The sequence below is a fragment of the Paenibacillus sp. cl130 genome, assembly GCF_900116035.1.
Classification (GTDB): Bacteria; Bacillota; Bacilli; order Paenibacillales; family Paenibacillaceae; genus Paenibacillus; species Paenibacillus polymyxa_B.
Genome location: NZ_FOYG01000010.1, coordinates 73305 through 97068 on the forward strand (window position 1 = coordinate 73305; position 23764 = coordinate 97068).

23 protein-coding genes are annotated in these 23764 nt (G+C 42.0%); 13 read left to right on the top strand and 10 right to left on the bottom strand.

Translation table 11 applies throughout. From position 1 onward, the window contains the following. The first annotated feature begins 154 nt into the window (after positions 1 to 154). A complete protein-coding gene (locus BM358_RS22710; RefSeq protein ID WP_256253388.1) occupies positions 155 to 742 on the top strand; it encodes a TetR/AcrR family transcriptional regulator in 588 nt (195 codons plus the stop codon). Between the two features lie 139 nt (positions 743 to 881). Further along, positions 882 to 2204 (top strand): metal-dependent hydrolase family protein, encoded by a 1323-nt coding sequence (locus tag BM358_RS22715; RefSeq protein WP_028542011.1) that lies wholly within the window; start codon positions 882 to 884, stop codon positions 2202 to 2204. Positions 2205 to 2206: 2 nt separating this feature from the next. Here the strand turns inward: BM358_RS22715 and BM358_RS22720 are convergent, their stop codons facing one another. Further along, positions 2207 to 3163, bottom strand: coding sequence for an AraC family transcriptional regulator (locus BM358_RS22720; RefSeq protein WP_331280960.1), 957 nt, complete (start codon positions 3161 to 3163; stop codon positions 2207 to 2209). Between the two features lie 301 nt (positions 3164 to 3464). On the opposite strand from BM358_RS22720, the gene BM358_RS22725 reads away from it, so the two are divergent. The 3 genes from BM358_RS22725 to BM358_RS22735 all read left to right on the top strand — a co-directional run bounded on the left by BM358_RS22725 (position 3465) and on the right by BM358_RS22735 (position 7203). Next, positions 3465 to 4484 (top strand): glycoside hydrolase family 88/105 protein, encoded by a 1020-nt coding sequence (locus BM358_RS22725; RefSeq protein ID WP_028542013.1) that lies wholly within the window; start codon positions 3465 to 3467, stop codon positions 4482 to 4484. 12 nt (positions 4485 to 4496) lie between these two features. Next, complete coding sequence (gnpA, locus tag BM358_RS22730; RefSeq protein ID WP_028542014.1) at positions 4497 to 6671, top strand: 1,3-beta-galactosyl-N-acetylhexosamine phosphorylase; 2175 nt, start codon at positions 4497 to 4499, stop codon at positions 6669 to 6671. Between the two features lie 160 nt (positions 6672 to 6831). Next, positions 6832 to 7203: a hypothetical protein gene (locus BM358_RS22735; protein WP_231517217.1), complete on the top strand. Its 372-nt coding sequence runs from the start codon at positions 6832 to 6834 to the stop codon at positions 7201 to 7203. Between the two features lie 131 nt (positions 7204 to 7334). Here the strand turns inward: BM358_RS22735 and BM358_RS22740 are convergent, their stop codons facing one another. Next, positions 7335 to 8270: a helix-turn-helix transcriptional regulator gene (locus BM358_RS22740; RefSeq protein WP_028542016.1), complete on the bottom strand. Its 936-nt coding sequence runs from the start codon at positions 8268 to 8270 to the stop codon at positions 7335 to 7337. Between the two features lie 120 nt (positions 8271 to 8390). On the opposite strand from BM358_RS22740, the gene BM358_RS22745 reads away from it, so the two are divergent. Continuing rightward, positions 8391 to 8837 (top strand): VOC family protein, encoded by a 447-nt coding sequence (locus BM358_RS22745; protein WP_028542017.1) that lies wholly within the window; start codon positions 8391 to 8393, stop codon positions 8835 to 8837. A gap of 107 nt (positions 8838 to 8944) precedes the next feature. Next, on the top strand, positions 8945 to 10423 hold the full coding sequence (locus BM358_RS22750) for a protein adenylyltransferase SelO (RefSeq protein WP_028542018.1): 1479 nt from the start codon (positions 8945 to 8947) through the stop codon (positions 10421 to 10423). Between the two features lie 104 nt (positions 10424 to 10527). On the opposite strand, the gene BM358_RS22755 is transcribed toward BM358_RS22750, so the two are convergent. From BM358_RS22755 to BM358_RS22780, 6 genes are all read right to left on the bottom strand, one after another. Beyond that, complete coding sequence (locus BM358_RS22755; protein WP_013308879.1) at positions 10528 to 10944, bottom strand: DUF4280 domain-containing protein; 417 nt, start codon at positions 10942 to 10944, stop codon at positions 10528 to 10530. Positions 10945 to 10949: 5 nt separating this feature from the next. Further along, positions 10950 to 11480 (bottom strand): hypothetical protein, encoded by a 531-nt coding sequence (locus BM358_RS22760; RefSeq protein WP_028542019.1) that lies wholly within the window; start codon positions 11478 to 11480, stop codon positions 10950 to 10952. Then, a complete protein-coding gene (locus BM358_RS22765; RefSeq protein WP_028542020.1) occupies positions 11477 to 12739 on the bottom strand; it encodes a pentapeptide repeat-containing protein in 1263 nt (420 codons plus the stop codon). Before BM358_RS22765 ends, BM358_RS22760 begins: the two co-directional genes overlap by 4 nt. Positions 12740 to 12751: 12 nt before the next feature. Then, complete coding sequence (locus tag BM358_RS22770) at positions 12752 to 14167, bottom strand: phage baseplate assembly protein V (RefSeq protein ID WP_028542021.1); 1416 nt, start codon at positions 14165 to 14167, stop codon at positions 12752 to 12754. Continuing rightward, complete coding sequence (locus tag BM358_RS22775) at positions 14164 to 14844, bottom strand: hypothetical protein (protein WP_028542022.1); 681 nt, start codon at positions 14842 to 14844, stop codon at positions 14164 to 14166. The genes BM358_RS22770 and BM358_RS22775 overlap by 4 nt, the downstream gene beginning before the upstream one ends. A 165-nt stretch (positions 14845 to 15009) precedes the next feature. Next, positions 15010 to 15885 (bottom strand): SDR family NAD(P)-dependent oxidoreductase, encoded by an 876-nt coding sequence (locus tag BM358_RS22780; protein ID WP_028542023.1) that lies wholly within the window; start codon positions 15883 to 15885, stop codon positions 15010 to 15012. 197 nt (positions 15886 to 16082) lie between these two features. Here BM358_RS22780 and BM358_RS22785 point away from each other — a divergent pair, with 197 nt between their 5' ends. The 3 genes from BM358_RS22785 to BM358_RS22795 all read left to right on the top strand — a co-directional run bounded on the left by BM358_RS22785 (position 16083) and on the right by BM358_RS22795 (position 18942). After that, on the top strand, positions 16083 to 16550 hold the full coding sequence (locus tag BM358_RS22785) for a MarR family winged helix-turn-helix transcriptional regulator (protein WP_028542024.1): 468 nt from the start codon (positions 16083 to 16085) through the stop codon (positions 16548 to 16550). Positions 16551 to 16599: 49 nt separating this feature from the next. Continuing rightward, positions 16600 to 17046: a GNAT family N-acetyltransferase gene (locus BM358_RS22790; RefSeq protein WP_028542025.1), complete on the top strand. Its 447-nt coding sequence runs from the start codon at positions 16600 to 16602 to the stop codon at positions 17044 to 17046. A 516-nt stretch (positions 17047 to 17562) separates the two neighbouring features. Then, positions 17563 to 18942, top strand: a complete 1380-nt coding sequence (locus BM358_RS22795) for an amino acid permease (protein ID WP_028542026.1) — start codon at positions 17563 to 17565, stop codon at positions 18940 to 18942. Positions 18943 to 19067: 125 nt separating this feature from the next. On the opposite strand, the gene BM358_RS22800 is transcribed toward BM358_RS22795, so the two are convergent. Together BM358_RS22800 and BM358_RS22805 are read right to left on the bottom strand one after the other, a co-directional pair. Beyond that, positions 19068 to 19331: a DUF3953 domain-containing protein gene (locus tag BM358_RS22800; RefSeq protein ID WP_049828455.1), complete on the bottom strand. Its 264-nt coding sequence runs from the start codon at positions 19329 to 19331 to the stop codon at positions 19068 to 19070. 193 nt (positions 19332 to 19524) lie between these two features. Further along, positions 19525 to 20565 (bottom strand): NAD(P)-dependent alcohol dehydrogenase, encoded by a 1041-nt coding sequence (locus BM358_RS22805; RefSeq protein WP_023987116.1) that lies wholly within the window; start codon positions 20563 to 20565, stop codon positions 19525 to 19527. A 340-nt stretch (positions 20566 to 20905) separates the two neighbouring features. On the opposite strand from BM358_RS22805, the gene BM358_RS22810 reads away from it, so the two are divergent. From BM358_RS22810 to BM358_RS22820, 3 genes are all read left to right on the top strand, one after another. Next, complete coding sequence (locus BM358_RS22810) at positions 20906 to 21322, top strand: MerR family transcriptional regulator (RefSeq protein ID WP_028542028.1); 417 nt, start codon at positions 20906 to 20908, stop codon at positions 21320 to 21322. Between the two features lie 392 nt (positions 21323 to 21714). After that, complete coding sequence (locus tag BM358_RS22815) at positions 21715 to 22677, top strand: hypothetical protein (protein ID WP_028542029.1); 963 nt, start codon at positions 21715 to 21717, stop codon at positions 22675 to 22677. A gap of 273 nt (positions 22678 to 22950) precedes the next feature. Next, the gene (locus BM358_RS22820) at positions 22951 to 23673 is read left to right on the top strand and encodes a hypothetical protein (protein WP_028542030.1); all 723 of its coding nucleotides are present in this window, start codon (positions 22951 to 22953) and stop codon (positions 23671 to 23673) included. Positions 23674 to 23764: the final 91 nt, after the last annotated feature.

Sequence of the window (23764 nt, forward strand, 5' to 3'; positions counted from 1 at the left end):
GGGCTATGCAATGGAATTATCACCTATCATAACTATCAAAGTTTCTGTTGTTTTGCTCTGGTTTGACAGATCTAAGCCACTGAATTACACTAAAAATGAATGGTTTATTCATTATTGATTGAGGGTGTTTATTATACAGGCGAAAAAAGATGAAGTGAAAAAAGAAATTGAATCAGCCGCTTTAAAGGTGTTTTTTCGAAAAGGCTTTGTAGATGCCAAAATGAGCGATATTGCGGATGAAATCCAAATTTCAGTCGGAAATATTTATACTTATTTTAAAAATAAAAAGGAGTTATTTTATTCGGTTGTTCCGCCGTCTTTAGTGGAATATTTGAAGAATGTGTTAGTGGAAAGCATTCATATCGATAACCAGACTTTTTTTGAAGAAACCAATAACGAAAAAAAATCGGCCATTGTTCAGGAGCAAATCAACCTATTAACTCAATATAGCATGCAGATCGTCATTATTTTCGAAAAAAATAAAGGCACGATTTACAGCGATGCAAAAAACGAACTGATCGATTTGATGATCGAAACCAAGAAGCCCTATTTGAAAAATACTTATAAAAGGTATGAAATCGGAACCGATGAGAATATGATTTTGCTGAACATCATTGCCAATAATGTCATCAATATGATTTTGGATTTATTGAAGAGGGATATGAGCGCCGATAGCCGGAAACGGATTTTTGAGGCACTTAGTCTATACAGGCTACATGGACTAAAAAACTTGAATGAATAATGTCGACAAGTAGGAATGATTATTTGCGGGACAGTCTATCATTTTTCTGGCATCAAGACAGTCCCTATATTTTTTTGTTCCAAAAATGAATAAGTAATTCATTATTAAACACCGTGAGCGTAAACAGGAGGGAGAAACGATGAAGACAGGTTATGCACTTAAGAACTGCAATGTGATTTATGGAGACGCGAAAAAAGACGTTGAAAAAATGATGACGATTTTAATTCACGAAGACGGGCTGATTCAGGAGATCGGGAAGACAAGCGATTTGTCTATCCCCAGCCATTATCAAACGATCGATGTATCGGGGAAATATGTGATGCCTGGCCTCATTAATGCGCACGTCCATCTTTTTGCAGATGGAAAGCCATTTACGCTGTCTGCAAGCGAAGGGCTGCTGAATTTTGCATTCCATCATATTTTGGATACGAGGCTGGGCCGAAGTGTGTTAAAAAAACGGGTGAAGAAAAATGCACTGACGGCACTGCATTCCGGTGTAACCACGATGCGCAGCGTCGGCGAGTTTTTTTATACTGATGTACAGCTTCGAGATGAAATTAATGCAAACCGGTTTGTTGGCCCCAATCTTTTGGTGTCCGGGTATTTCCTGAGCGTAACGGGTGGTCATGGGGCACCCTATTTGGCTTTGATCGGCGATTCGCCATGGGAAGCGAGAAAAAATGTAAGACTCAATGTGAAAAACGGAGTAGATCTAATCAAAATATGCGTGACTGGCGGGGTTACCGATGCCAACATGGTCGGTGAAGCAGGCCGCTTGCAAATGACGGAGGAAGAGGTTGCCGCCATCTGCGAGGAAGCCCATAAAATCGGTATGCGTGTAGCGGCCCATGTGGAAAGTACCGAAGGCGTAAGAATCGCGCTAAAGGGCGGGGTGGATACCATTGAACACGGTGCGGAGATGGATGAGGAGATCATAAGTCTGTACAAAAACAATCCTAGGGCATTAAAGGGCTATACCGCCTTGATTCCTACGATGCAGGCTGCGTATCCCACTGCGAAGTTGGACACGAACCTAACGAAGGTGAATGAGACTGTTAAGGAAAATTCCCGGCTTGTGTACGACTCTATGCTGAAGGGGCTACGACAGGCTGTGGAACATCATATCAAAATCGGGGTTGGAGCGGATGCCGCAATGTCCTACGTCACCCACTATGATATTTGGCGGGAACTGGACCACTTTATGAGACAAACGAAACTGAACGCGGGTCAGGTCATCGAACGGGTAACAAAATCTAATGCGGAAATCTTAGGCATTGATCACCTTACAGGGAGCATTGATATCGGAAAACAGGCGGATTTAATCGTGATGGAGCAAAACCCTTTGAACAACATAAAAGCTTTGTCGGATGTAGCTATGGTCATGGTCAAAGGCAACCTTATACAAACACCATCGGTGGCCAGAATTCGGGAACTGGACGAGCTGCTTGATTCCGTTTGGTAAAATCAAACCCACCCCGTAAACTCCAGTATAGACGCTTTCGCGGATTGCGCTTCGGATTGCGCCCCTTTACGCCATTCTTTTGGCGGCTTTCCCATAAGCCTGGAAAAGCAACGGTTGAAGCTGGAAATGGAATGAAAACCGACTTGTTCGGAGATCGAAAGAATAGAATCCTCCGTGCTTTTTAACTGCTTGCAAGCCTCTTCGATTCGGGTGCTGTTTAGGAAATCGAGAGGCGACGTCCCCATAATTTCATGGAATTTTCTTCGGAAATGAGTTGTACTTAGATGGCACAGATCGGCCAAAAAATCCATGGTAATGGGGTTCATATAGTTTTTCGTGATGTATTCCAGAACCGGAGAAATGACAAAATCGCTTTTCAGACTATGCTCTGTTTCTTGATCTGCCAACAGTTCATTCCTGGAATGAATTCTAAGGAGTTCTATATAAAGGGATAGCAATAAGCCGTAGGCACTTTCCTGATAGTAAGGATTCTGCTGTTTTAATTCCTCTACGATTGAAGTCGCAAGTGTATAAACCTTGGGATGTTGCTCCTTATCCAATATACAGTTCATACCCTTAACCACCCACAAATTCGGCTCGAAGTTGCTGTAAGCACTTTTAAATGAATGTTGAAAGAGATCCTCTGGCGAAAAAAAGATATAAGACCAAAGACTGGCTGTATTTGGCGAACTATACGTGGTATGAGGAAGATACCTGGGGATGAAGGTCACATCGCCCGCTTTGAAGGGTACAGAATCTCCTTTGATCTCCATGATGCCGCTATCTGAATAGCATATACCAATCTCTAAATGGTTATGGAAATGGAGATGCTCACTTTTAATATCTGAAATCTTCCAACGCTCACCGCTTAATAGCAAGACAGGGAAATTTATAGGCAAGCTGTAGTGCCGATATTCTATAACGGGCTTCTTTTTTCTGGGCATATTCAATACCCCCATGACTTTGATTTTAACCAGCAGATATACATCAGGATTTTGCAAAATTCGATTCCAATCGCTCCAAGGTGCAATATATAGACGAACTAGACCATTTCGATCTATATACTGTTTATTGGAAGTCGCTTATTGGATTTTTGCAAAATCATCACATAAATGATTGGAATTGCACAGTTTTGTTGCGAATATGCTTAGATGGAGACTATTTTACTGCGTACAATGGAATAAGTAAAGCGTTTTCAAAACGGTGACGAACAGCTCTCAAGCGCCTTTGGGGGCGTGTGCGAAAGAGAGGAGAACATAGATGCTTCAATTAACTTATGACAAGGAAGAAATATTAAGAGTCATCGACAAAGTCGTCAGAAAAACAATGGCGATGGATTTGACGTGGGACTGGCCTTGCGGTGTGGCCTATTATGGTGTATCCAGAGCCTATACCAAAACAGGAAATAAAGAGTATTTGAATATGCTTGTGCAGTGGGCGGATGAATATATCGAGCTGGGGCTGCCGCATTGGACGGTAAACACATGTGCTATGGGTCATATGCTGATCACATTGTATGAAGAAACAGGGGACCAGAAATATTGGGATATTGTGATGAGCAAGGTGGATTATATTCGGAACCATGCTCTCAGGTTCGGAGACAATGTTCTGCAGCATACGGTATCCGTTGCTAATGATTTTCCAGAACAGGCATGGGCGGACACATTGTTTATGGCGGCATTTTTTCTGCTGCGTGTAGGAACCAAATTAAAGGATGAGGAAATGATCCAGGACGCCTTAAACCAATATTACTGGCATATCAAATACCTGCAAGATCCTAGTAGCGGTTTCTGGTACCATGGCTACAATAATGTCAAGCAGGATCACATGTCCGGATTTTTCTGGGGGAGAGCGAATGCTTGGGGAGCCTATACCATGTCGCAAGTTAAAATTCATTTGAAGGACTGGTATTTATATCCACAGTGCATGGACGTGGAGTGTTCGCTTCGAGATCAACTGGCTGCACTGAAGGGTGTTCAAACGGAGAACGGCCTGTGGCGGACGGTACTGGATGACGAGGAGTCCTACGAGGAGGTGTCTGCATCTTGCGGTATCGCGGCAGCCATGATCAATAACGGCAATCCGTTGCATACCAAATACGTGCAAAAGGCATTGGACGGCATCTTGAACCATATTAGCGAGGACGGACGGGTACTAGGTGTGTCGGGCGGCACAGCGGTTATGAAAGATCGGGATGGGTATCGTAATATTCCAAAAGACTGGATTCAGGGCTGGGGTCAAGGCCTGGCATTGGCTTTTCTATCCGATATGTTGAATTAGGAGGGAACCAAGTTGTCTAAACAAACTACGGGGGCCTTTACACTACCGGGAGAATCCGGTTATGAGGCGCTGACCCTGAAATTAGCTGAACGGTGGGGTGCCGATGTCATCCGTGACAGTGACGGCACGCAATTGTCCGATGAGATTATAAACGCTGGGTACGGCATATATTCGACAATCTGTATCATCAGAGATCATAATGAGTGGGCGTCCCACAATCTTGATAAGCTGCAGCAGTGTTTTTTAATTACAAATCCGAAGGTAGCTGTACAAGATTATGTATCCATCTATCTGATGGAGGATTTTTTTGCTGAACAATTCAAAGTTAATGATTCTAAAGAGGCGTTTAACTATTGGCAGGTTTTTGACAGAACGACCGGGGAGGAAGTTCCAAGAGAACAGTGGAATTATGAAAGGGAATCCGGAAATGTAGTCATTACCGGAATTGTTCCTTGGCATAAATACACCGTAAGCTTCATGGCCTACCGGATCTGGGAAGAGATTTCCATGTACAATCACACAACGAATCATTGGGACAAAGAGCATTTGATGCAGATTGATCCCGTCTATGCAGAAACGCAAAAGTATCTGCTGGATTGGATGGAAGATTGGTGTCTCCATCATAAGGAAACCACGGTTGTTCGGTTTACCTCCTTATTTTATAATTTCGCCTGGATCTGGGGTAGTAATGAGCGCAATCGCCATCTGTTCTCTGACTGGGGTTCATATGATTTTACGGTAAGTTCAAGAGCGCTTGATCTGTTTGCCAAGAAATACGGGTATTCGATGACTGCCGAGGATTTTGTGAATGGCGGGAAATACCGCGTCAGTCATATCCCGGCTGAGCAGCGCAAGCTGGATTGGATGGCATTTATCAATGATTTTGTAATCGAATTTGGCAAGAAATTAATTGACATTGTGCATAGGCACGACAAGCTGGCCTATGTTTTCTATGATGACAGTTGGGTTGGTATGGAGCCTTACAATGACCGTTTTCAAGAGTTTGGATTTGACGGGTTGATTAAATGTGTGTTCTCAGGTTACGAGGCGAGACTTTGCTCAGGTGTAAAAGTGAATACGCATGAGATTCGGCTGCATCCATACTTATTTCCGGTTGGTTTAGGCGGACTTCCTACCTTTATGGAAGGGGGGAACCCCACGCTGGATGCCAAAAAGTATTGGATTAATATTCGGCGCGCCTTGCTGCGGGAGCCTATTGACCGGATTGGACTGGGCGGATATTTGCATCTTGTAGAGCCTTACCCGGATTTTTGCGATTACATCGAAAAGATTGCCAATGAGTTCAGAGAAATTAAGGAACTGCACCATGAAGGCAAGCCCTATCACATGAAGACGAAGGTAGCTATTCTGCATAGTTGGGGAAAATTGAGATCGTGGACATTGTCCGGACATTTCCATGAAACGTATATGCATGATTTGATTCATGTCAATGAGGCTTTATCCGGATTGCCGATTGAAGTGCAATTCATTGATTTTGAAGATATCCGTCAGGGAATTCTACAGGATTGTGATGTAGTGATCAATGCCGGCTCTGCTGGTTCAGCATGGAGTGGTGGGGAGTACTGGAATGACAACAAGTGTGTGGACTTACTGACGAAATGGGTTTATGAGGGTGGTACCTTTATTGGCATCAACCAGCCTTCTGCGGTTGAAGGTCACGACAGCTTTTTCAGAATGGCACATGTTCTTGGACTGGATGAGGATACAGGCTCCAGAGTAGGTCATGGAAGATGGACTTATGAGGTTAGGGATGAGCATGGATTGGTGCCTGAAGGAGCCAGTATAACGCCAAAGAATAGCATTTATCTTACTGATGGGTCAGCTGCGGTAGTGGAAGAAACGAGTGGTATGATAACACTGTCTACTCATGCCTTTGGTAAAGGAAAGGGGATCTACCTTCCTTCTTTCGAATTCAGCTGGGAAAACACAAGGTTGCTGCTGAATTTGATTCGCTTTGCAGGCAATGAGTTACATGAAACGAAGTACATTACGGATAACCTATATACAGAGTGTGCTTATTATCCAGAAAGTAAAATGTTGGTTGTTATTAACAATAGCGATCAACTTCAAAGAACGACGATTGAAACGGAATATGGCAAACAAACCATGGAATTAGAACCGTATGACACCATGATCACCCATATCGGCTTAACAAAATCGGTATAGGAACGGAAAATAATGAGAAGTAGCGGTATCAAGCCCTCCTTTATTTTAAGGAAGGGCTTTTTGTTTCAGCACCTCCAGAAAATCAAGCCAATTTACCGGGGATTTTGTCCATTCAAAAGTATCTACTCCATCATTAACTATAAGTAAAACAATTAAGGAGATGATTTCTTTGAGAAAGGCAACCTTAATGAAAATTAAAAAAACAGAAGCAAAGTTGGGAAAAAAACTGAAAAAAAATAGTCACGTGATTATGAATCTTAAAAAAGCCATTCGTGTAACTCAACTTGGAGATGGGTTCGCACGATTCACTTTCGCACCGATCACTATTTCTCCTAATAGCTTTAGAAGCACTACGATTAACGGTAACGCCTACAATCTGATTAGCGGTGCATGGACTTTCTCTGGAAATGAACAAGGGTTTCTTCTCAATAATTATTCCGCGGCCGAAGACAGATGGGTATTTACTGCATGGAATCCAACTGGATTCACAAGAACGGTATCCTATGCTGTTATCGCCAAACGGAGGCCATGATTCAAATGTCATAGCTAGTAAAGAAAAGGAGCTTGCAGGTTCCTTTTCTTTACTAGAATGTAAATGAATAGACCAAAGATCTCCTAAAGGGTGTGAAGTTTTCTGCATTCTGCCTTAAAAGCCTTTTTACCTTATAATTTTTGATAGTGGTTTAAGAGGTGCTCAACTCTATCTTTAATAATCTGTTTTAAAGATTCAGGCTTCACTGATCGTACATAATGACCATATCTCATAAAATAATGAGCGATAAATTCTTCTTCTCCTGGATTATAGAATCCCTTAATGACTGTCTTATCACCATTTTCTATTTTCATAGAAGGATAATGTTCTTTATAAAAAATATCCTTGGCTTGTTCTACAATCTCTACTTCAAAGTCAATGCTCTTCTCAGTTTGATACATTTCTAATGAACGACTAAGAAGTTCATCTATAGAAAAGCGAGAATTGTTCTCCTCTTCTATAAGGGTTATTCGATCACATCTGAAAACTCTATATTTATTCGTATGTAACTCTATTCCAGTAGCATACCATTGACCAAACTTAGCGGAAATTTTGAAAAATTGAATATAGTAACTTTTTTTCTGATTATTTTTTACATATTTAACTTTACAGGTACTCTCATTAAGAATGCTTGTTAGAATTTTATCTAAATAACGACTAACATGATTATGCTGATATGTTTCAAATTGTAAAACCTTTTTCATTTTATGAATCTGGTTTATTTGTATTTTAGAAAGACAGTGTTCAAACTTTTCATTCAGTTGATTAACACTTAAATGAAAGGGGGTGGATTGATAAGCTTCTAACGTCAACATTGCAAAGTACAGAGCATACACTTCATCCATCGTAAAAATAATGGGGGATAACAATCTATTTTTTAGGATACCATATCGTCCATGTCTGCCATGTTCCGAAAAAATAGGCATACCTAATTGTTCCAATGAACTAATATCACGTAGAGCTGTACTTTTTGAGATATGGTATTTATCCATTAGGTCATTTAAATTAAAAAACTCTCGACTGTTTAAGTATCTGATCATGTCATTTAATCTTTCCGATTTCTTCATCTAAATCTCCTTATAAAGGTGTCATGTTTTGATACCTTTTTATATGATAATAAGTTCAAGGGAATATATCAAATTCATAAGATATCTGACTAAAAGCACATATAAAAGGAGATTGATACCATGAGTACAACATTAGAAGTAGCTATTTTCTTATCCATGAACGGAAAGGCAAAAGAAGCTATACATTTTTACAAAAAACACTTCAGCGCAGAGGAATTGTTTCTGGTTACCTATCAAGACATGGCCCAACGTGACAGCTCCATACAGCTTACGGATGAAAATAAAAATTATATTTCTCATTCAGTCTTATCCATCGGAAAAACAAAAGTAATGATAGCAGAAGATACAATGAATCCCAGTGAAGAATATACAGTAGGGAATAATACTTCATTATGTATTCAAAGTGCTGACCTAGAAGAAATTAAACGTTTTTATGATAGCTTAATTACAGATGATCGAGTGAAAATTATTGTGCCTTTATCTAATAATGTGTTTAGCCAAGCCTACGGTATTATTGAAGACCCATTCGGTATTCAAATACAATTAATGTTTGATAATCGATTATAATAAAAAAGCATATTGTATGTTCCATGTTTCATAATTGGATAATAAATGGGCAGAAGTAAAAACTAAAATGGGAAAACCTAAGATACCGCAGCAGAAAAGGAGCCACTATGACGGAGAAAAAAGAAATAGCAGATCAAATAGGGTGGAACTTCGACAACAGTTACTCTCGTTTGCCGGAATCATTGTTTACAAAGCTCAACCTAACTCCTGTCCGCTCACCAAAGCTGATCATTCTTAATCATCCGTTGGCAGCATCACTGGGGTTGAACGGCACGGCGCTGCAAGGGAATGATGGCGTAGCGGAGCTGGCCGGCAACCAGGTTCCTGAAGGGGCTATGCCTCTTGCTCAAGCTTACGCAGGGCATCAATTCGGGCATTTTAACATGTTAGGAGACGGACGTGCTCTGCTGCTTGGCGAACAGATCAATCCCTTGGGTGAACGGGTTGATATTCAGCTCAAGGGCTCAGGCAGAACGCCATACTCCCGTGGTGGTGACGGTCGTGCGGCACTTGGTCCGATGCTTCGCGAATACATCATCAGTGAGGCGATGCATGCGCTAGGTATTGCTACCACCCGCAGCTTGGCGGTCGTATCCACGGGTGAGTCGATCATCCGGGAAACCGAGCAGCCCGGAGCCATTCTGACCCGTGTGGCTGCCAGTCATCTTCGCGTCGGAACCTTTCAATACGTCTCAGCATGGGGCACGTCTCAAGATCTCCGTGCTCTGGCTGATTATACATTGGAAAGACACTACCCGGAAGTTGCCAATGACGAAAACCGTTACCTTTCACTGCTTCAGGAAGTGATTAAGCGTCAGACCGAGCTGATTGCCAAATGGCAGCTGGTTGGTTTTATTCATGGGGTGATGAACACCGACAATATGACCCTTAGCGGAGAAACCATTGATTATGGTCCTTGCGCCTTCATGGATACCTATAATCTTGAGACGGTGTTCAGTTCCATCGATAGGCAGGGCCGCTATGCTTATGCCAATCAGCCGCATATTGCTGCGTGGAATCTCGCGAGATTTGCTGAGACGCTCTTGCCACTGCTGCATGACAACAGGGAGCAGGCTGTCACACTGGCTGAGGATGCAATTTCAGATTTTGTAAAAATGTTTCACCATCATTGGCTTGCAGGAATGCGGGCGAAGCTAGGGATCTTTAACGAAGAGCAGGAGGATGAATCTCTTATTGAGGAGCTTCTGAGTATCATGCAGAAGCATCGTGCCGACTACACCAATACCTTCCGTGCCCTAACTTTGAACAAGCTGGAGGATACGGTTCTGTTCAGCACTGCGGAATTCACCCAGTGGCACGAGCAGTGGCAGGCGAGGCTGGGCAGACAGCAGGAATCACAAGCCTCCTCGTATCAGCTGATGCGCAGCAGCAATCCTGCAATCATTCCACGCAACCACCGGGTAGAAGAAGCACTGGAAGCTGCGGTGGAACGAGAAGACTACCGCGTGATGGAGAAGCTTCTTGAAGTTCTTTCGAACCCTTATGCCTACTCTACCGAACAGGAAATTTACTCTACATTGCCTGAGGAATCCACCTGTCCTTACCGAACCTTTTGCGGTACCTGATGTGGAGCGAACTATTTGAAGATAACCTATATTATGCGTTGGTGGAGAAGATAGCCAATCTCTCACCAACGCATTTTGTTTTTATAGTGGTAGGTTGCGACTGATTAATCCAGTTCCTGACCGTCATTTTCGATCTGTATGTGTCCGCAATAAAGACATTGATGCGTACAGTTCTGCGTAAGAGCAGGCTGGCCTTCGATGCGCATGTCGCTTTTTCCGTTCAGCCAAGGCATCGTAAGGACAGGAATACACGGTGCCTTTTTCACCCCATAAATATCGACCATCTCACTGGCTTGCACAGCCGGATTCAGCGGACTGGAGCAATTCCCAAAAGATTTTATGTTCACTCCGGGCACATAATCTCCAATATTCATCTGAGCTTTATTTTTGACATACACCCCATGGCTAAAAGGGCGCTTCAAACGCGTGGGCTGTGTACCGTAACTACAGCTTAAAATCGCACCTGCCACGACATAGCTTTTTTTCGCACCTGTTCCAGGCTGCACACTTGCTTCTTCCATACGGATTATTCCTCCTTTGTGGCCATCTCTACTTTTTGCACACGAACACCTGTAAATGGACGACGCAGCAGACTTTCCGCTACCGCGAGATTGATATAGATACGTGCTTCCAACAAGCCGGCAATCCGAAATATAGAGGATTCGATTTTCCCGTGTTTAAGTACCAATTGCTTCAAGGTGTGGTCGGGATACCACTCGGTTTGTGAGGAAAGACAATCCACCACAGGTGGACGCAGTACCCAGTACACATCCTGCCTGGCTTTCTGAAAATCGGTAAGTATAGCGGCCTTCCATTCCAGCTCCGGCATATATTTTTCCAACAGGGCTTTCATGGAGTCTGAAACCAGTGGCAAAGGGAACTCCAGAAAATCCGGATATACGGTTCGTGGATCTGTATGTACTGCTAGAAACAGGGGAGTATCCTCCGCCTGAAGGGTATGACCCGAAAGGATATCCTCCACCTGCAAGGGAGACAGGGGCGCAGTCTCCACCCGATGCTTTACGCGCTCGTCCACCATGAGTCGGTAATACCTCATGACATCCACTCCCCTTTACTCACTGCATCTGTTATCTGTGTAGCCAGGGGCGCTTCTATAGCAGCAAGGCCAATGGCTTCGCTTAGTTGGTCATCTGTAAAGCTTACCCGGTGTAGTTTTGCTCCTGTAAAATTAGCGTTTACTAAACATGCACCTATAAACGAAGCGTCAGTAACATCGGCTCCTACAAAGCAGGCACCTGTTAGATCCGCGCTGTTAAATAAAGCTCTTTGCAGCGCGGCATCTTGGAAAGTAGCTCCTTGAAGCTGTGCATGTTGAAAACTAGCTCCCTGTAAATTAGCTCTTGTAAAATTCACTCCATCCAATCCTAACGGTTCCCAATCCAGCCAAGCATCCGATCCATATTCGCTATTGCTTATCACTTCGTCCAGTACAGCCTCTTGCAGGGAACAGCCACTGAAATCGGCTCCATGAAGCAGGCTGTGCGAAAGGTCGGTTCCATCTAGCTGAGCTTCTTGCCATACCGTGCCTACGAGGATACAGTGATGCAATTGACTTTGTTGCATCCCGATCTGGCGAAAGACTGTATAGCGAAAATCCAAGGAACTGTAATTTCCATCCGACAGTTGAACTTGAGACAGTGCTTGGTAGCTGTAGGCCGATTCTTCTTTTTCCTCCAGCCAAGACTTTATTATGTTTGCATCCACGGGTCTTCGATCTTCCCGATACACGGAGACACTATGATCCATATACTCTCCGACGCGAATCTCAAAAGCTTCTTCACGATCCAACGCCTCAAACTCTGGTAGGTGGACTGCTTGCTTCATAGCCTGACGAACTAGACTAACGATCATCGTATGAAGATATCCCGCTGCTTCCAACATGATCTGTTCCAATTCAAGTTCGGAAAGGGAGACTTGTTGCTTCAAAGTTTCAGCCCCAAGTTGTTCACGTAATTGAGTCCAATAGAGAAAAATCCAACTTGCATCGTACTCCAACTGAACGGGCTCAGCATCAAGCATCCATAAGGCATCCGTAGCTTCAACAAGATAAACGGGCTTCTGTTCAAGCCATGTGGTGCGCAGCATAGAGTAGGTGATGTAACCGATATGACCTTTACGACCTGTGAGTTGTTTTTGCCGAACCAGCTCACAAAAGGCGCGAAAATGTTCTACTATATGCTGTAATCTTTGTGTTTGTGTTGATTTACATGTCAACGCCCATTCTTTGCGAATGAAAGACCAAGCCTGATGAAGAGCCGTTTGTTGTTGATCTAACACATCTGTTTGCTTTTCCATGTCTAATCATCCTTAATTCGACTTCACTTCGCTGCCTTTCATATCCGCCGATCCGCTTAATTCAATATGACTACCATTACAATCCATACGGAGCTGACTACCTGCGGACAGACTCATCGTCTTTCCCGCAGACAGGCTGAGATTGCCTCCCGCCGTAATATTCACCTGTTTGCTGCTCGCAATATGAATGCCTTCTTTATCGTCCAGTTTGATATAAATAGCGCCGTCCTTACCTGTAACGACCAGTTCATCCGGTCCCAGTCGAATTTCCTTGCCATGCGGGGTACGCCATATTTTCATTTGCGGATTGGAAAAATGGTTATGCGTACTCTTGCGATCTGCCCTTCTCACGGCACTACCTGCAACGCCGTCTTCTTCCCGACTACCGGGGAAATAGAGGGAAACTGAATCGCCTTTTTCTGGCATGACGTACCAGCCGGTATGGCCACCGCCACTGTACACAGTAGAATAGTTGAACCAGTGTGCTTGGTTTGTGTCCTGTTGTTCATCACAATCCAGATGAATGCGCACCTGATCCTGACGTACGTCCAGCACAATACCGCTTAATGAGGCTCCTGCCAGCTTATCCTGGTAGTAGCCTTTTTGCCGAAATCCTTGGTAAGAACCCAACACATACTGATGCCGCAGCAGTCCTTGACTCATGGCGGTGTAGGCTTCCATCACATACAGGTTATGCCCCTGAAAATTCAACTGAGCGCCCAAGTCGAGTACCTCATCCGTTTCTACCTCATAAAAAATAAAATCGTGTTCACTCAGTTGGGTTTGCTCATTCTCCTGAAAATAACGAAAAGGAAGCAATTGCTTACGTACGGTATAACGGGTATGATCCAGTATCGCCTGTGCAGGGCTGTCCTCAATACCAAAATAAAATTTGGGACTGTCAAAACGGGCTACAGGCATCAGACTCGTATGATAACGGGAGGCTATGCGTCTTAAAAACGCCCAGTCTGTCTCCTGATACTGAATGGCAAGCCGTCCGATGGCTTCTCCGCCGGTAGCCCCGTCGATCACATCCAGTCCTTCATAGTCCTTACCTATGTGCTCCAGCATTTGAGGAATCGTCATTTTCGTATACTGAAAAGAACGAGTACGCTGCTTCATGTCCATCCGGTAAGTATGGGAAATAGCTTCCACCTCCAGATAGTACACACCTCGCACGACTTTTACCTCGACCGAGAGGGCAATCCCACTAAATAGCGGTTTGCTTGCGCCAGATTCATCTTGTTGACTGACTTCAATGATGGTATTTTTTTCTGTCGTTTCCACATAGCTGTCTTGCAAGTCTTCGGGGATAATACCTGTAAAATAAAGCCGAGTATGCTCGTTAATTTTTTTCGTTAAGGTAAGCTCCTCCAGATCAATTTGTTCATAAGGGTGAATTTGAATTTGATCGTATCCCAGACTCATGGTGTAGTCATTCCTTTCTCATTTGTAGAATAGATGGAGGGTGGAAGGACAGAAAGGGATTGAACCCAGTATTCTGCTACAGGTAACCAGACTTCGAGATCTGCCTCCAGACAGCTAAAGGAACCTATGACAACTCGTCCATTATGGATGAAGAGCAGCATTTTGTTGTATAGATTACCGTCGATCCCCGCCGCCACAAAACGAATCTGCCCAACTGAAAGTCCGGAACAGTTGGTGACCATTTCGGTACCTAACCAGTTGCGAATCGGTTGTACAGACCGTAAAATATCCGCCATTTGCTCTACAAAATCAGGCAGTTCTTCCGCTTCCAGAGCGGTATCTGTAGGATTAAAAGTGATATTGATGGTCTCCTCAGATGAGGTATAAATGACCTTTGGTCGATGCTCTGAAGGATATTTGATTATAGCTTGCTCCATTGGCATAGGAGTGAAGGACTTGGGGATGTAGAAACCAATCTCTCCGTGTAGTATTGTAATGGGCTCCAACGTGAGATAATCATTTTCAACATGAAGTAGCTTTGTTTCTTCAAACATGGAACCGTCCAGTTCCGATTTCTGGGTTTGAGCTGGGATGGATTTCACATTATCGTTATTAGCTGTCTTCTGATCCACCATTTTAGCTTTGAGGCTAAGTATATGCTCGTCTAGATAGTTCATAGAAAGCCCCCTTTTAGAAAAATACACGTTTGTACTTGAATATGTAAAGATGGGAGGAGATATTTAAGTACAGAACCAACATATGTATTTATCGGTTAAAAGAGAGATTTAGTTTACAAAATGAACCATTCGTTGGGGGGACATTGTTCGATTTTAGATTCTATTTCATTCCATAACGCCTTTTTGCCGTAATAATTCGGTTGTAGTACTCCAAAGTAGGCGTTGCATCTTGCTATCCCCACCAGGATATGCCGGCACAATCAGCTTACCAGTACCAACATTAAAATACCCGCCTGTCACTTCTTGATATTGGGATTCTGTTGCTAAACGAATAATAATTTCTGCTCCTCTCCGTGGGTCTCCGATATGCAAAACGTTCAATATTTTTGCAAGTACCGAAGAAAATCCTAACTCACGGCCAAGGCCGGTAACGTTAAAGCCTGGATTAAGTGCGTTAACTACGATTCCGGTTCCATCCAATTGACGTCCAAGTTCTTCTGTAAACATGATATTAAGAAGTTTAGTCTTTCCGTATATCTTAGATGAACCTCTTGCGGTAAATGCAGATGTATCTATTAAATCCTCCGGTAATTTTAATTCACCATGGTTGCGTGACGCTTCAGAAGCTACATTGACGATCCTAGCATTTGTGGATTCCATTAGTGAATTGAGTAGTGTATGCGTTAACAGCCACGGGGCAAGATAGTTTACGGCTATCATTTCTGCCAAACCCTCTGAGGTTATTCGCTGTTCAAATCCATGTAATCCAGCATTGTTCACTAATACATCAATCTTTGGATAATTAGCTTTAATTTCATCCCCAATACGTTTGACATCTTTCATAAGAGACAGGTCCCCGAAAAAAAAGTCTACCTTTGTACTTGGCGCCAAGTCTCTCAGAATATTTCTAGTCGTTTCAGCACGCTTTTCATTTCTGGCTGTTAAGACTAGATGTGCTCCGCGTTGGGCTAATTCAATTGCTACCCATTGTCCAAGACCGTTAGTAGCACCAGTGATTACAATAATCGGGTATGTCGACATATAAATCATCCTCCAAATTCTCGATCTAATTACATTCTTATTCATGTCCACGCTTTACGGTTGTGGATGCTTTATACTGTAGATCTTCTGCTTGACACTTACCAAAGTTGAAAATATGATTGACATATATCAAGTATATGTATTTTGATTGATATATGTCAAATATATTCATACTAATTTAAATAAGGTGGAGACATATGGATAATAAAACTCAACATCCAAATTCTACAAGAGAGAAATTAGAACTGAATCTTGGTGAACAACTTAATGCACTTATAAGCGCGTCACATGCACTCAATGTAAGAACTGCGGCACTTTTCGATCCATCATTACAGCCTGCGGCTTTTCTGATCGTACGCTGTCTTCTTTCATACGGCCCGGTAAGCGCTACATTTTTGGCAGAATCCACCGCTATGGATCGAAGCTCTGTCAGCCGTCTTGTTACTCAGCTTAAGCAATTGGAATATGTAAAAAGTGAAACTCACCCTGAGGATCGCCGGGGTGTGTTGATATCCCTGACAGCTAATGGTCGTGGAAAAGCCTTGGAAGCTTTAAAAGAAAAAGAAAAAGAGTTTTATCAACGTATTTCAACATGGGAGGATTCCAAACTTGAAGCATTTATTGGGATGCTGAATTGTTTTAACGGTCAAGATTGTGAGGATTAATGAGTTTAGACATAAAGCATCGTATGATGAAAATAGGGGGTATTCAAAAGTGAAAGAAAAAAATGTTAGGGAAATTAGGGTATCTGATTATCATGACATTTATTTGTTGAACCAAGATTTTAACCCCAATCTATATCTATTTCCTGAAGAAAAAGTAAAAGAGAAGATTGAATTGATTACAAAGGAATCAAAAGATATGATCTTTGTTTATGAAGAAAATAACGAGGTATTAGGATATATTCATGGAAGCCCATATGAATTACTTTTTTCTGAATCTTTGGTAAATGTACTAGGATTTGTTGTTAAAGAAAAGTATAGAAATCAAGGTGTAGGTAGCATGTTGATTGAGCGTCTTGAACAGTGGGGAAAGTCCCATGGATTTTCTGGGATCAAACTATTATCTCACCCAAGTCGGATACAGGCTCACAGGTTCTATGAACGACGTGGCTATATGTTTACCAAGGATCAGAAAAATTTTATAAAAAATCTCAAATAAATACATATTCATTCATCATTGAATAAGTGGGTTCAAAAGCCTGATCTTTAGCTAGGCTTTGAACCCTTCAATTTTATAGATGAGATCCGCCACTTGCATCAATCCATTGACCAGTTATATCTTCATCTCGGATTTCAAATAGACTTAATATCGTGATATTTATCATTGAAGAAATATGTTTGTTTAGCACTCTAATGCATTACATTAAATTGACCATTGTTCAGAAAATATGAATAGCCTTCCTTTCCATTTCATGCATAAAAATGTCTGCTAATTAGCAGTTGTATTTAGGAGTTTTTTGTCATACAATGCATCTAATGCTACGGACTCGGTCTTAGAAACAGTAAGGTTTGGACGGTAAATAGGACGTGGTTTTCTGGTATATTTACGAATCGTGGAACTACTTTGTTGTCGTTCACTCACGACCACGTCAGTCTGAAAAGTTAATAATGTTTGGGGACAGTTTTCCGGATCATTAGCGTTTGATGATGAACATATACGAAGGGGAGCGTTCTTTTGGAATCGAAACAATTAACGAGAGGGCTAAAGCCACGGCACGTTGAGTTGATTGCGCTTGGAGGTACGATTGGCGTCGGTTTGTTTATGGGATCGGCAAGTACGATAAAATGGGCAGGTCCCTCAGTGCTGCTGGCGTATCTCTTAGCTGGGATTATTATGTTTTTTGTCATGCGGATCATGGGGGAAATGCTGATTCTTGAACCGGTGACAGGCTCATTCGCTACATTTGCTCATAAATATATCAGCCCTTTAGCCGGTTTCTTGACCGCCTGGAGCTATTGGTTTTTATGGGTTACCGTAGGGATGGCGGAAGTTACTGCGATTGGGGTATATGTGGGCTACTGGTTCCCAGATATCCCGCAATGGTTGCCGGCTTTGGCAGGTGTAATTATTATTGCATTGGCCAATTTGGCGGCTGTGAAATTTTATGGGGAATTTGAGTTTTGGTTTGCGATGATTAAAATTGTCGCCATTATCTTCATGCTAGTAGTTGGTACGGGGATGATCTTCTTTGGACTCGGTAACGGTGGACAACCGATAGGTCTATCCAATCTGTACAGCCAGGGAGGCTTCTTTGCAGGTGGTTTGAAAGGGTTTCTATTTGCACTCTGCATTGTAACAGCGGCTTACCAAGGGATAGAGATGGTAGGTATTACGGCAGGTGAAGCTGAAAATCCGAAGATGACACTGCGAAAAGCCATTAAAAACATCATCTGGCGTATTCTGATTTTCTACGTGGGTGCAATCTTTGTCATTGTTACGATTTATCCTTGGAACCAAATAGGCGAGATCGGTAGCCCATTTGTTCTGACTTTTGCCAAGGTAGGAATTGTGGCTGCTGCGGGTATCATTAACTTTGTTGTACTTACAGCTGCGATGTCTGGTTGTAACAGTGGTATTTACAGTGCGGGAAGAATGTTATACACGTTGGCTAAGAACGGACAAGCTCCCAAGTTTTTCGGGAAAGTTTCTCCAAGCGGCGTCCCTAGAAATAGTATAATAACGACCATTTCCTTGCTGCTGGTAGGGGTGTTATTTAACTATTTAATGCCTGATTCCAAACTTTTTCTGTATATTTACAGCGCCAGTGTTCTTCCAGGCATGGTACCGTGGTTTGCATTAGCCATCAGTCAATTTAAATTCAGGAAAAAGTGGAAGGACGAAATGAAGGATCACACCTTTAAATCTCGTTTTTTTCCGATCAGTAATTACATTACCATTATCTTTTTGTTGCTGGTGATCGTTGGAATGTGGTTTAATCCAGACACACGCTTGTCGTTGATTGTCGGGGCATCATTCATGGCGATCGTCATTGTTGGATATTTTGTCTTTGGCATAGGAAAGCGGCAGAGAATTGAAGAATTAGAGGAAAACTAAAAGATTGCTAAATACGTAACATTTGCCGAGCGCAATTCAGATGATCCTGAGTTCGCTCGGCTTTTCTTTTACATGACGAGGGAGGAGCTACGGAAGGGTTGTTACTGAGGTATAGAACCGTGTGGTTAGCCTGTTCGCACTACAAGTGTAAATATAGAGACAAAAAAAGTGAGAAGGGAAACTGAGAAGTTGATAATTGCAATACTCTTACGGTTAGCCTTAAACTCTGTAATTCCAGAAAATAAAAATATAAACCCTAGAAAAAATTGCGCGATTTTGTATGAGTCCCTATAGGTGTCTGGGTATGCGAGTGATAAAGAGGAAGAGATCATAACAACTACAGCAAATATTAAAGTGAGGATTCGGTAAATATCCATTTTCTTAAACATAGATAAGTTCCCCCTTCCTATTTATTCCTAATGTATTATATTCTAAGGGTAGAATCTTTGAATTACAAATAAATACAAAAAAGAGGAAATAGACAATAGGATGGTACACAGAATAAAGTGAAGGTGTCCCAAGTAATACTTTGGGGACACCTTCAAAATTAAAATCACTTGTACAACTTATGATTTACATAGCTTACATTGTGCTAATGTCAATCACGAATCTATACTTCACATCAGAAGCTAACACTCGTTTGTAGGCTTCGTCAATCTGGTCGGCCGATATCACTTCAATTTTAGGAACAATATTGTGTTTTGCACAAAAATCCAACATTTCCTGTGTCTCACGGATGCCTCCTATCATTGAACCAGCAAATGAACGGCGATGTCCGATAAGGGACATCACATTTAGTGACAACGGCTCCCCAGGGGCACCGACATTCACCAAAGTTCCATCTAGATTGAGTAGTGCAAAATAAGCATCCATATCGATGGCAGCACTTACCGTGTTAATAATCAAATCAAAGTGCCCAGCAAGCTTTTCAAATGTTTCTGGTTCGCTTGTAGCATAATAGTGATCCGCACCAAATTGCAAGCCATCATCTTTTTTCTTTAATGTTTGTGATAGAACGGTTACCTCAGCACCCATAGCATGTGCAATCTTGATAGCCATATGGCCAAGGCCTCCCATTCCCACAACGGCCACTTTCTTATCTGGACCAGCACCCCAGCGGTTCAACGGTGAATAAGTCGTAATACCTGCACAAAGTAATGGAGCAGCCACGTCTAGCTCAATGTTATCTGGAATTTTCACTACAAAATCCTCAGTTACGACAATGTGGGTAGAATATCCGCCTTGTGTAGGCTCGCCGTATTTGTCAACACCAGCATAGGTAGGGACATTTCCTTTAAGGCAGTATTGTTCCTCTCCTTTACGACAGTTCTCACATTCGCCACAGGAATCAACCATACAGCCAACCCCTACCCGGTCACCAACTCTGTACTTTGTAACCTTAGATCCTACCTCCGTGACAATCCCTGCAATTTCATGTCCAGGTACGAGAGGGTAGTTCACTGGTCCCCATTCACCGTGAGCAGTGTGGATGTCAGAATGGCATATTCCGGCATATTTAATTTCAATCAGAACATCGTATGAATCAAGATCCCGTCGTTTAATTTCAGCCGATCGAAACGGTTTGTCTGGGCCATCGACAGCTCGTGCTTTAGCAGTTATCATAAATAGCCTCCTATTATTTGTATTTTTCAAGAGAATGCAGTTATATCGGTATAAATTGAAAACTAGCGGAAGTCGGTTGAAGTTGCCCTTCATTCATTTCCATTTATACTTTTTCTCTTGCAAATCAATGTTAATCCTTATAGTTAACTCTAAGTCAAGCGCAGGTTTATAAGCCTCTATTCAGTAATGTTGTTTTCTTGCTAATTATATTTCGTTAGATAGCATCTGATTCTACTTTTCCTATAAGGGGACTTTGACATTCAACAAATAACTTGATAGAATTCCCCTTACACCCTAGAGTTAACTCGAAGTCTATGTCATTAAAAATAGGAGATACATGATGAAGACATATTCTATCAGCGAAGTTGCAAAAGAATTGAATCTTACAGCATATACCTTACGTTACTACGATAAGGAAGGACTTATGCCTTTTGTAGAACGGACATCTAGCGGAACAAGATTATTTAAAGAATCCGATATCGACGCTTTAACAATAATTGAATGTCTAAAATCCACCGGGATGCCGATCAAAGAAATTAAAAATTTTATTGATTGGTGTTCTGGTGGGGATTCCACACTACAACAAAGATATGACATGTTTATGGAACGAAAAGCTACTGTAGAAGTACAAATGGAAGAACTTAAAAAAACAATGGAAGTAATTGAACATAAATGCTCATATTACAAAACTGCGTTGGAAGCCGGAACGGAAAATATTCATAAAAACAATAAAATTGGGAGTCTCTTTACTAACTAATAGAAAAGCATCTGTAATTCATCCATTTCTATATGAATTACAGGTGCTTTCGTTTGTAATATTCGATTTACTACAACCTACTGTTTTAAAACAGAACGATCGGCTTTTGAAAACTAGGAACCAACTATAATGTAACTTGAACAGGCAGGAGTAGCACCGAGGATCAAGTATTCCGAAAGTCAACGGGCAATTTGCCCATTATATAGGTTGAGAGCCACGACTTTAGTTCAGAAAACAACGAATTACTATAGAATCATCGAAGATAATCAGGAGTATGGTCCAGTATTCCCTCATTTTTATTTTTTGATAAGATTAATTCCATATTATTGAAGGTTACAATCAGACCGCGAAGGTATAAAGAATGATACATAAGGAAATGAGGAAGATACTGAATGAAGGCAAAAGCGTATATTATTTTGTTGACTGCTGTAATAAGTTTAACTGCTATGCTGAACGCATGCGGTGACTCCAAAAAGCAAATTGAAGGTGAATCTACGACTGGAGCAGCAACGACTACGACTACACAGAATACCAAGGCGGACAATGCGGAACAGGCTGGTGTGGATGGTATTGTGAGCAATACTACAGACCAAGCTGCAAAAAGTAATGGGAAGACGTACTCAGATGTGGCTAAAGAAGCAACGAAACCCGAGCAGCCAGCAGGACAAATAGGGTTAAATACGACGCAGGAGCAGCTTCTTACCTTTGCGGATCGTTATGGACTGGTACGAGTACCGGATCATCCGATTCGGCGGGTTTCCGATCCAACCGGGAAACAGGTAAACATTGCAAATTACAGTGATTCTGTCGTGAATTTATATACAGAAGAGCCCATCCACCTGAATACAGATGAATTTATTCATGAAGCTTATACTTTTTTTACAGAGGGAGTTGCTCCAGGTGAGTCCTACAAGAAGTGGGAGGAAACCTCTAATACAGAAAGAGGACTCGTCAAAATGCTCTATTTGTCACGCGAGGGACTTCATATTTTAGAAGAAGCGATGAAGACGCATGATTACTCTAGTCCATCTGTCCAAAACGCGATGGGCTTCTTTAAGGTTGCCTCGGAATTTGAATCTGTACTGCCTGTTGCACAAACCCCCACAGACATCAGCTTGTACAATATGTATGATCAACGCGTTAAGCCCGAGTGGAAGAAACTGAGCGATCTTAAAAATCCTGCTGCAAATGAAAAAGTCTTCACTGCTGCCTATCGAAAAGCAAGAGATGAGACAAATAATCTCATGGGTCTGTTAAACATTATGGTGTCTACGGAAATGGAAAAACGTCTCAAAGCAGCAACCGATCAGCAGAATACAGGGGAAATAGCTTATTCAATGCATGTTTTAACTTGATACCAATACGTATAAATTTCCGAAAATCCTAGCTTGGAATAAAGCCGTTATAGACCCCAGTATTCTCTCTCCATAATGCCTTTATTATGTTCTGCTACCCATCCATCATAAAGTAAAGTGGACAGGGGCTGCCAGTTGTTCAAGGAAATTTTGTAGCTCATAGGTGACAAAAATCATCCACACTTTTTTCTAATATTTAACTGTTAATAGAACTATTGAAAAGCTATAATGCTAATAATGATTTGAGTGTACTTTGAGAAAGAGGTTGAGGGTATGGTGTTGAAAAAATGGCCATTATTATTGATGATAGGTATTCTCATGGTGGCATCTGTGAGCTGGAACAGTGGAGTATCTTATGCAGCTACAGAATATACTTGGGATAAGTACAAGGGCACTGAGGTCAAGACATATAGATTGACTGCGGTACCTGGAAGAGTCGAATATATGGATCAGGAAAGGTTTTTTGCAGCTTTAAGTCAAACCCCAAATGTGTATGGAGATTTCAGTGGCTATAAAACAGGGAAAACAACTGGAGTTGTAACCGAGAGTATAACGGATGATGTGTACAAATTTACAGTTACTGATTTTCTTCGCGATCAGGAGCCTGAGGTTGTAGAGTATATCAATCCCAGAGGCGGAATTCCTCATAGATGGAATGGAACTAGTGATATTCAAATTTTTATGAGAGGATCAGAAGCGGCTTCTTTGTCTGAGCTGTTTTATGAGGGGACACCCAGTGAAGGACGCTTTCAATTTAATGCTAACGATATATATTTAGTTACATTCTGGTCCAGTACCGTAAGACTTATCAGTGGGATGTCTGCTGAGGCGCTAATAGAGGAAGGTCCTCACACGTTTAAGAATCGGGAGCTTGTAGGTCAAGTAACCAGCGAAGATCCTGCAGCTTATCCGCAAGACGGGATTTCAGAAGGTTATTATTATGTTTTTAAGGGTGCTGGCAACAAAGAATCAACAGCTGATGGAGATAGCCAATAAAAACAAAAGAAGAGATAACATTGTGTATGGTGCTTTATACATGATGTTATCTTTTTTATTGTGATGCTCGCATTAGAAAATTTAGTAATGA

What these genes read in the sequence shown, in the direction of transcription:
- BM358_RS22720 (WP_331280960.1), bottom strand. Translation starts at nt 3,163, where the DNA reads ATGGGGGTATTGAATATGCCCAGAAAAAAGAAGCCCGTTATAGAATAT.
- BM358_RS22810 (WP_028542028.1), top strand. Translation starts at nt 20,906, where the DNA reads ATGAAGACATATTCTATCAGCGAAGTTGCAAAAGAATTGAATCTTACA.
- BM358_RS22785 (WP_028542024.1), top strand. Translation starts at nt 16,083, where the DNA reads ATGGATAATAAAACTCAACATCCAAATTCTACAAGAGAGAAATTAGAA.
- BM358_RS22770 (WP_028542021.1), bottom strand. Translation starts at nt 14,167, where the DNA reads ATGAGTCTGGGATACGATCAAATTCAAATTCACCCTTATGAACAAATT.
- BM358_RS22775 (WP_028542022.1), bottom strand. Translation starts at nt 14,844, where the DNA reads ATGAACTATCTAGACGAGCATATACTTAGCCTCAAAGCTAAAATGGTG.
- BM358_RS22780 (WP_028542023.1), bottom strand. Translation starts at nt 15,885, where the DNA reads ATGTCGACATACCCGATTATTGTAATCACTGGTGCTACTAACGGTCTT.
- BM358_RS22715 (WP_028542011.1), top strand. Translation starts at nt 882, where the DNA reads ATGAAGACAGGTTATGCACTTAAGAACTGCAATGTGATTTATGGAGAC.
- BM358_RS22765 (WP_028542020.1), bottom strand. Translation starts at nt 12,739, where the DNA reads ATGGAAAAGCAAACAGATGTGTTAGATCAACAACAAACGGCTCTTCAT.
- BM358_RS22815 (WP_028542029.1), top strand. Translation starts at nt 21,715, where the DNA reads ATGAAGGCAAAAGCGTATATTATTTTGTTGACTGCTGTAATAAGTTTA.
- BM358_RS22800 (WP_049828455.1), bottom strand. Translation starts at nt 19,331, where the DNA reads ATGTTTAAGAAAATGGATATTTACCGAATCCTCACTTTAATATTTGCT.
- BM358_RS22760 (WP_028542019.1), bottom strand. Translation starts at nt 11,480, where the DNA reads ATGAGGTATTACCGACTCATGGTGGACGAGCGCGTAAAGCATCGGGTG.
- BM358_RS22725 (WP_028542013.1), top strand. Translation starts at nt 3,465, where the DNA reads ATGCTTCAATTAACTTATGACAAGGAAGAAATATTAAGAGTCATCGAC.
- BM358_RS22740 (WP_028542016.1), bottom strand. Translation starts at nt 8,270, where the DNA reads ATGAAGAAATCGGAAAGATTAAATGACATGATCAGATACTTAAACAGT.
- BM358_RS22805 (WP_023987116.1), bottom strand. Translation starts at nt 20,565, where the DNA reads ATGATAACTGCTAAAGCACGAGCTGTCGATGGCCCAGACAAACCGTTT.
- BM358_RS22750 (WP_028542018.1), top strand. Translation starts at nt 8,945, where the DNA reads ATGACGGAGAAAAAAGAAATAGCAGATCAAATAGGGTGGAACTTCGAC.
- BM358_RS22755 (WP_013308879.1), bottom strand. Translation starts at nt 10,944, where the DNA reads ATGGAAGAAGCAAGTGTGCAGCCTGGAACAGGTGCGAAAAAAAGCTAT.
- BM358_RS22735 (WP_231517217.1), top strand. Translation starts at nt 6,832, where the DNA reads ATGATTTCTTTGAGAAAGGCAACCTTAATGAAAATTAAAAAAACAGAA.
- BM358_RS22820 (WP_028542030.1), top strand. Translation starts at nt 22,951, where the DNA reads ATGGTGTTGAAAAAATGGCCATTATTATTGATGATAGGTATTCTCATG.
- BM358_RS22745 (WP_028542017.1), top strand. Translation starts at nt 8,391, where the DNA reads ATGAGTACAACATTAGAAGTAGCTATTTTCTTATCCATGAACGGAAAG.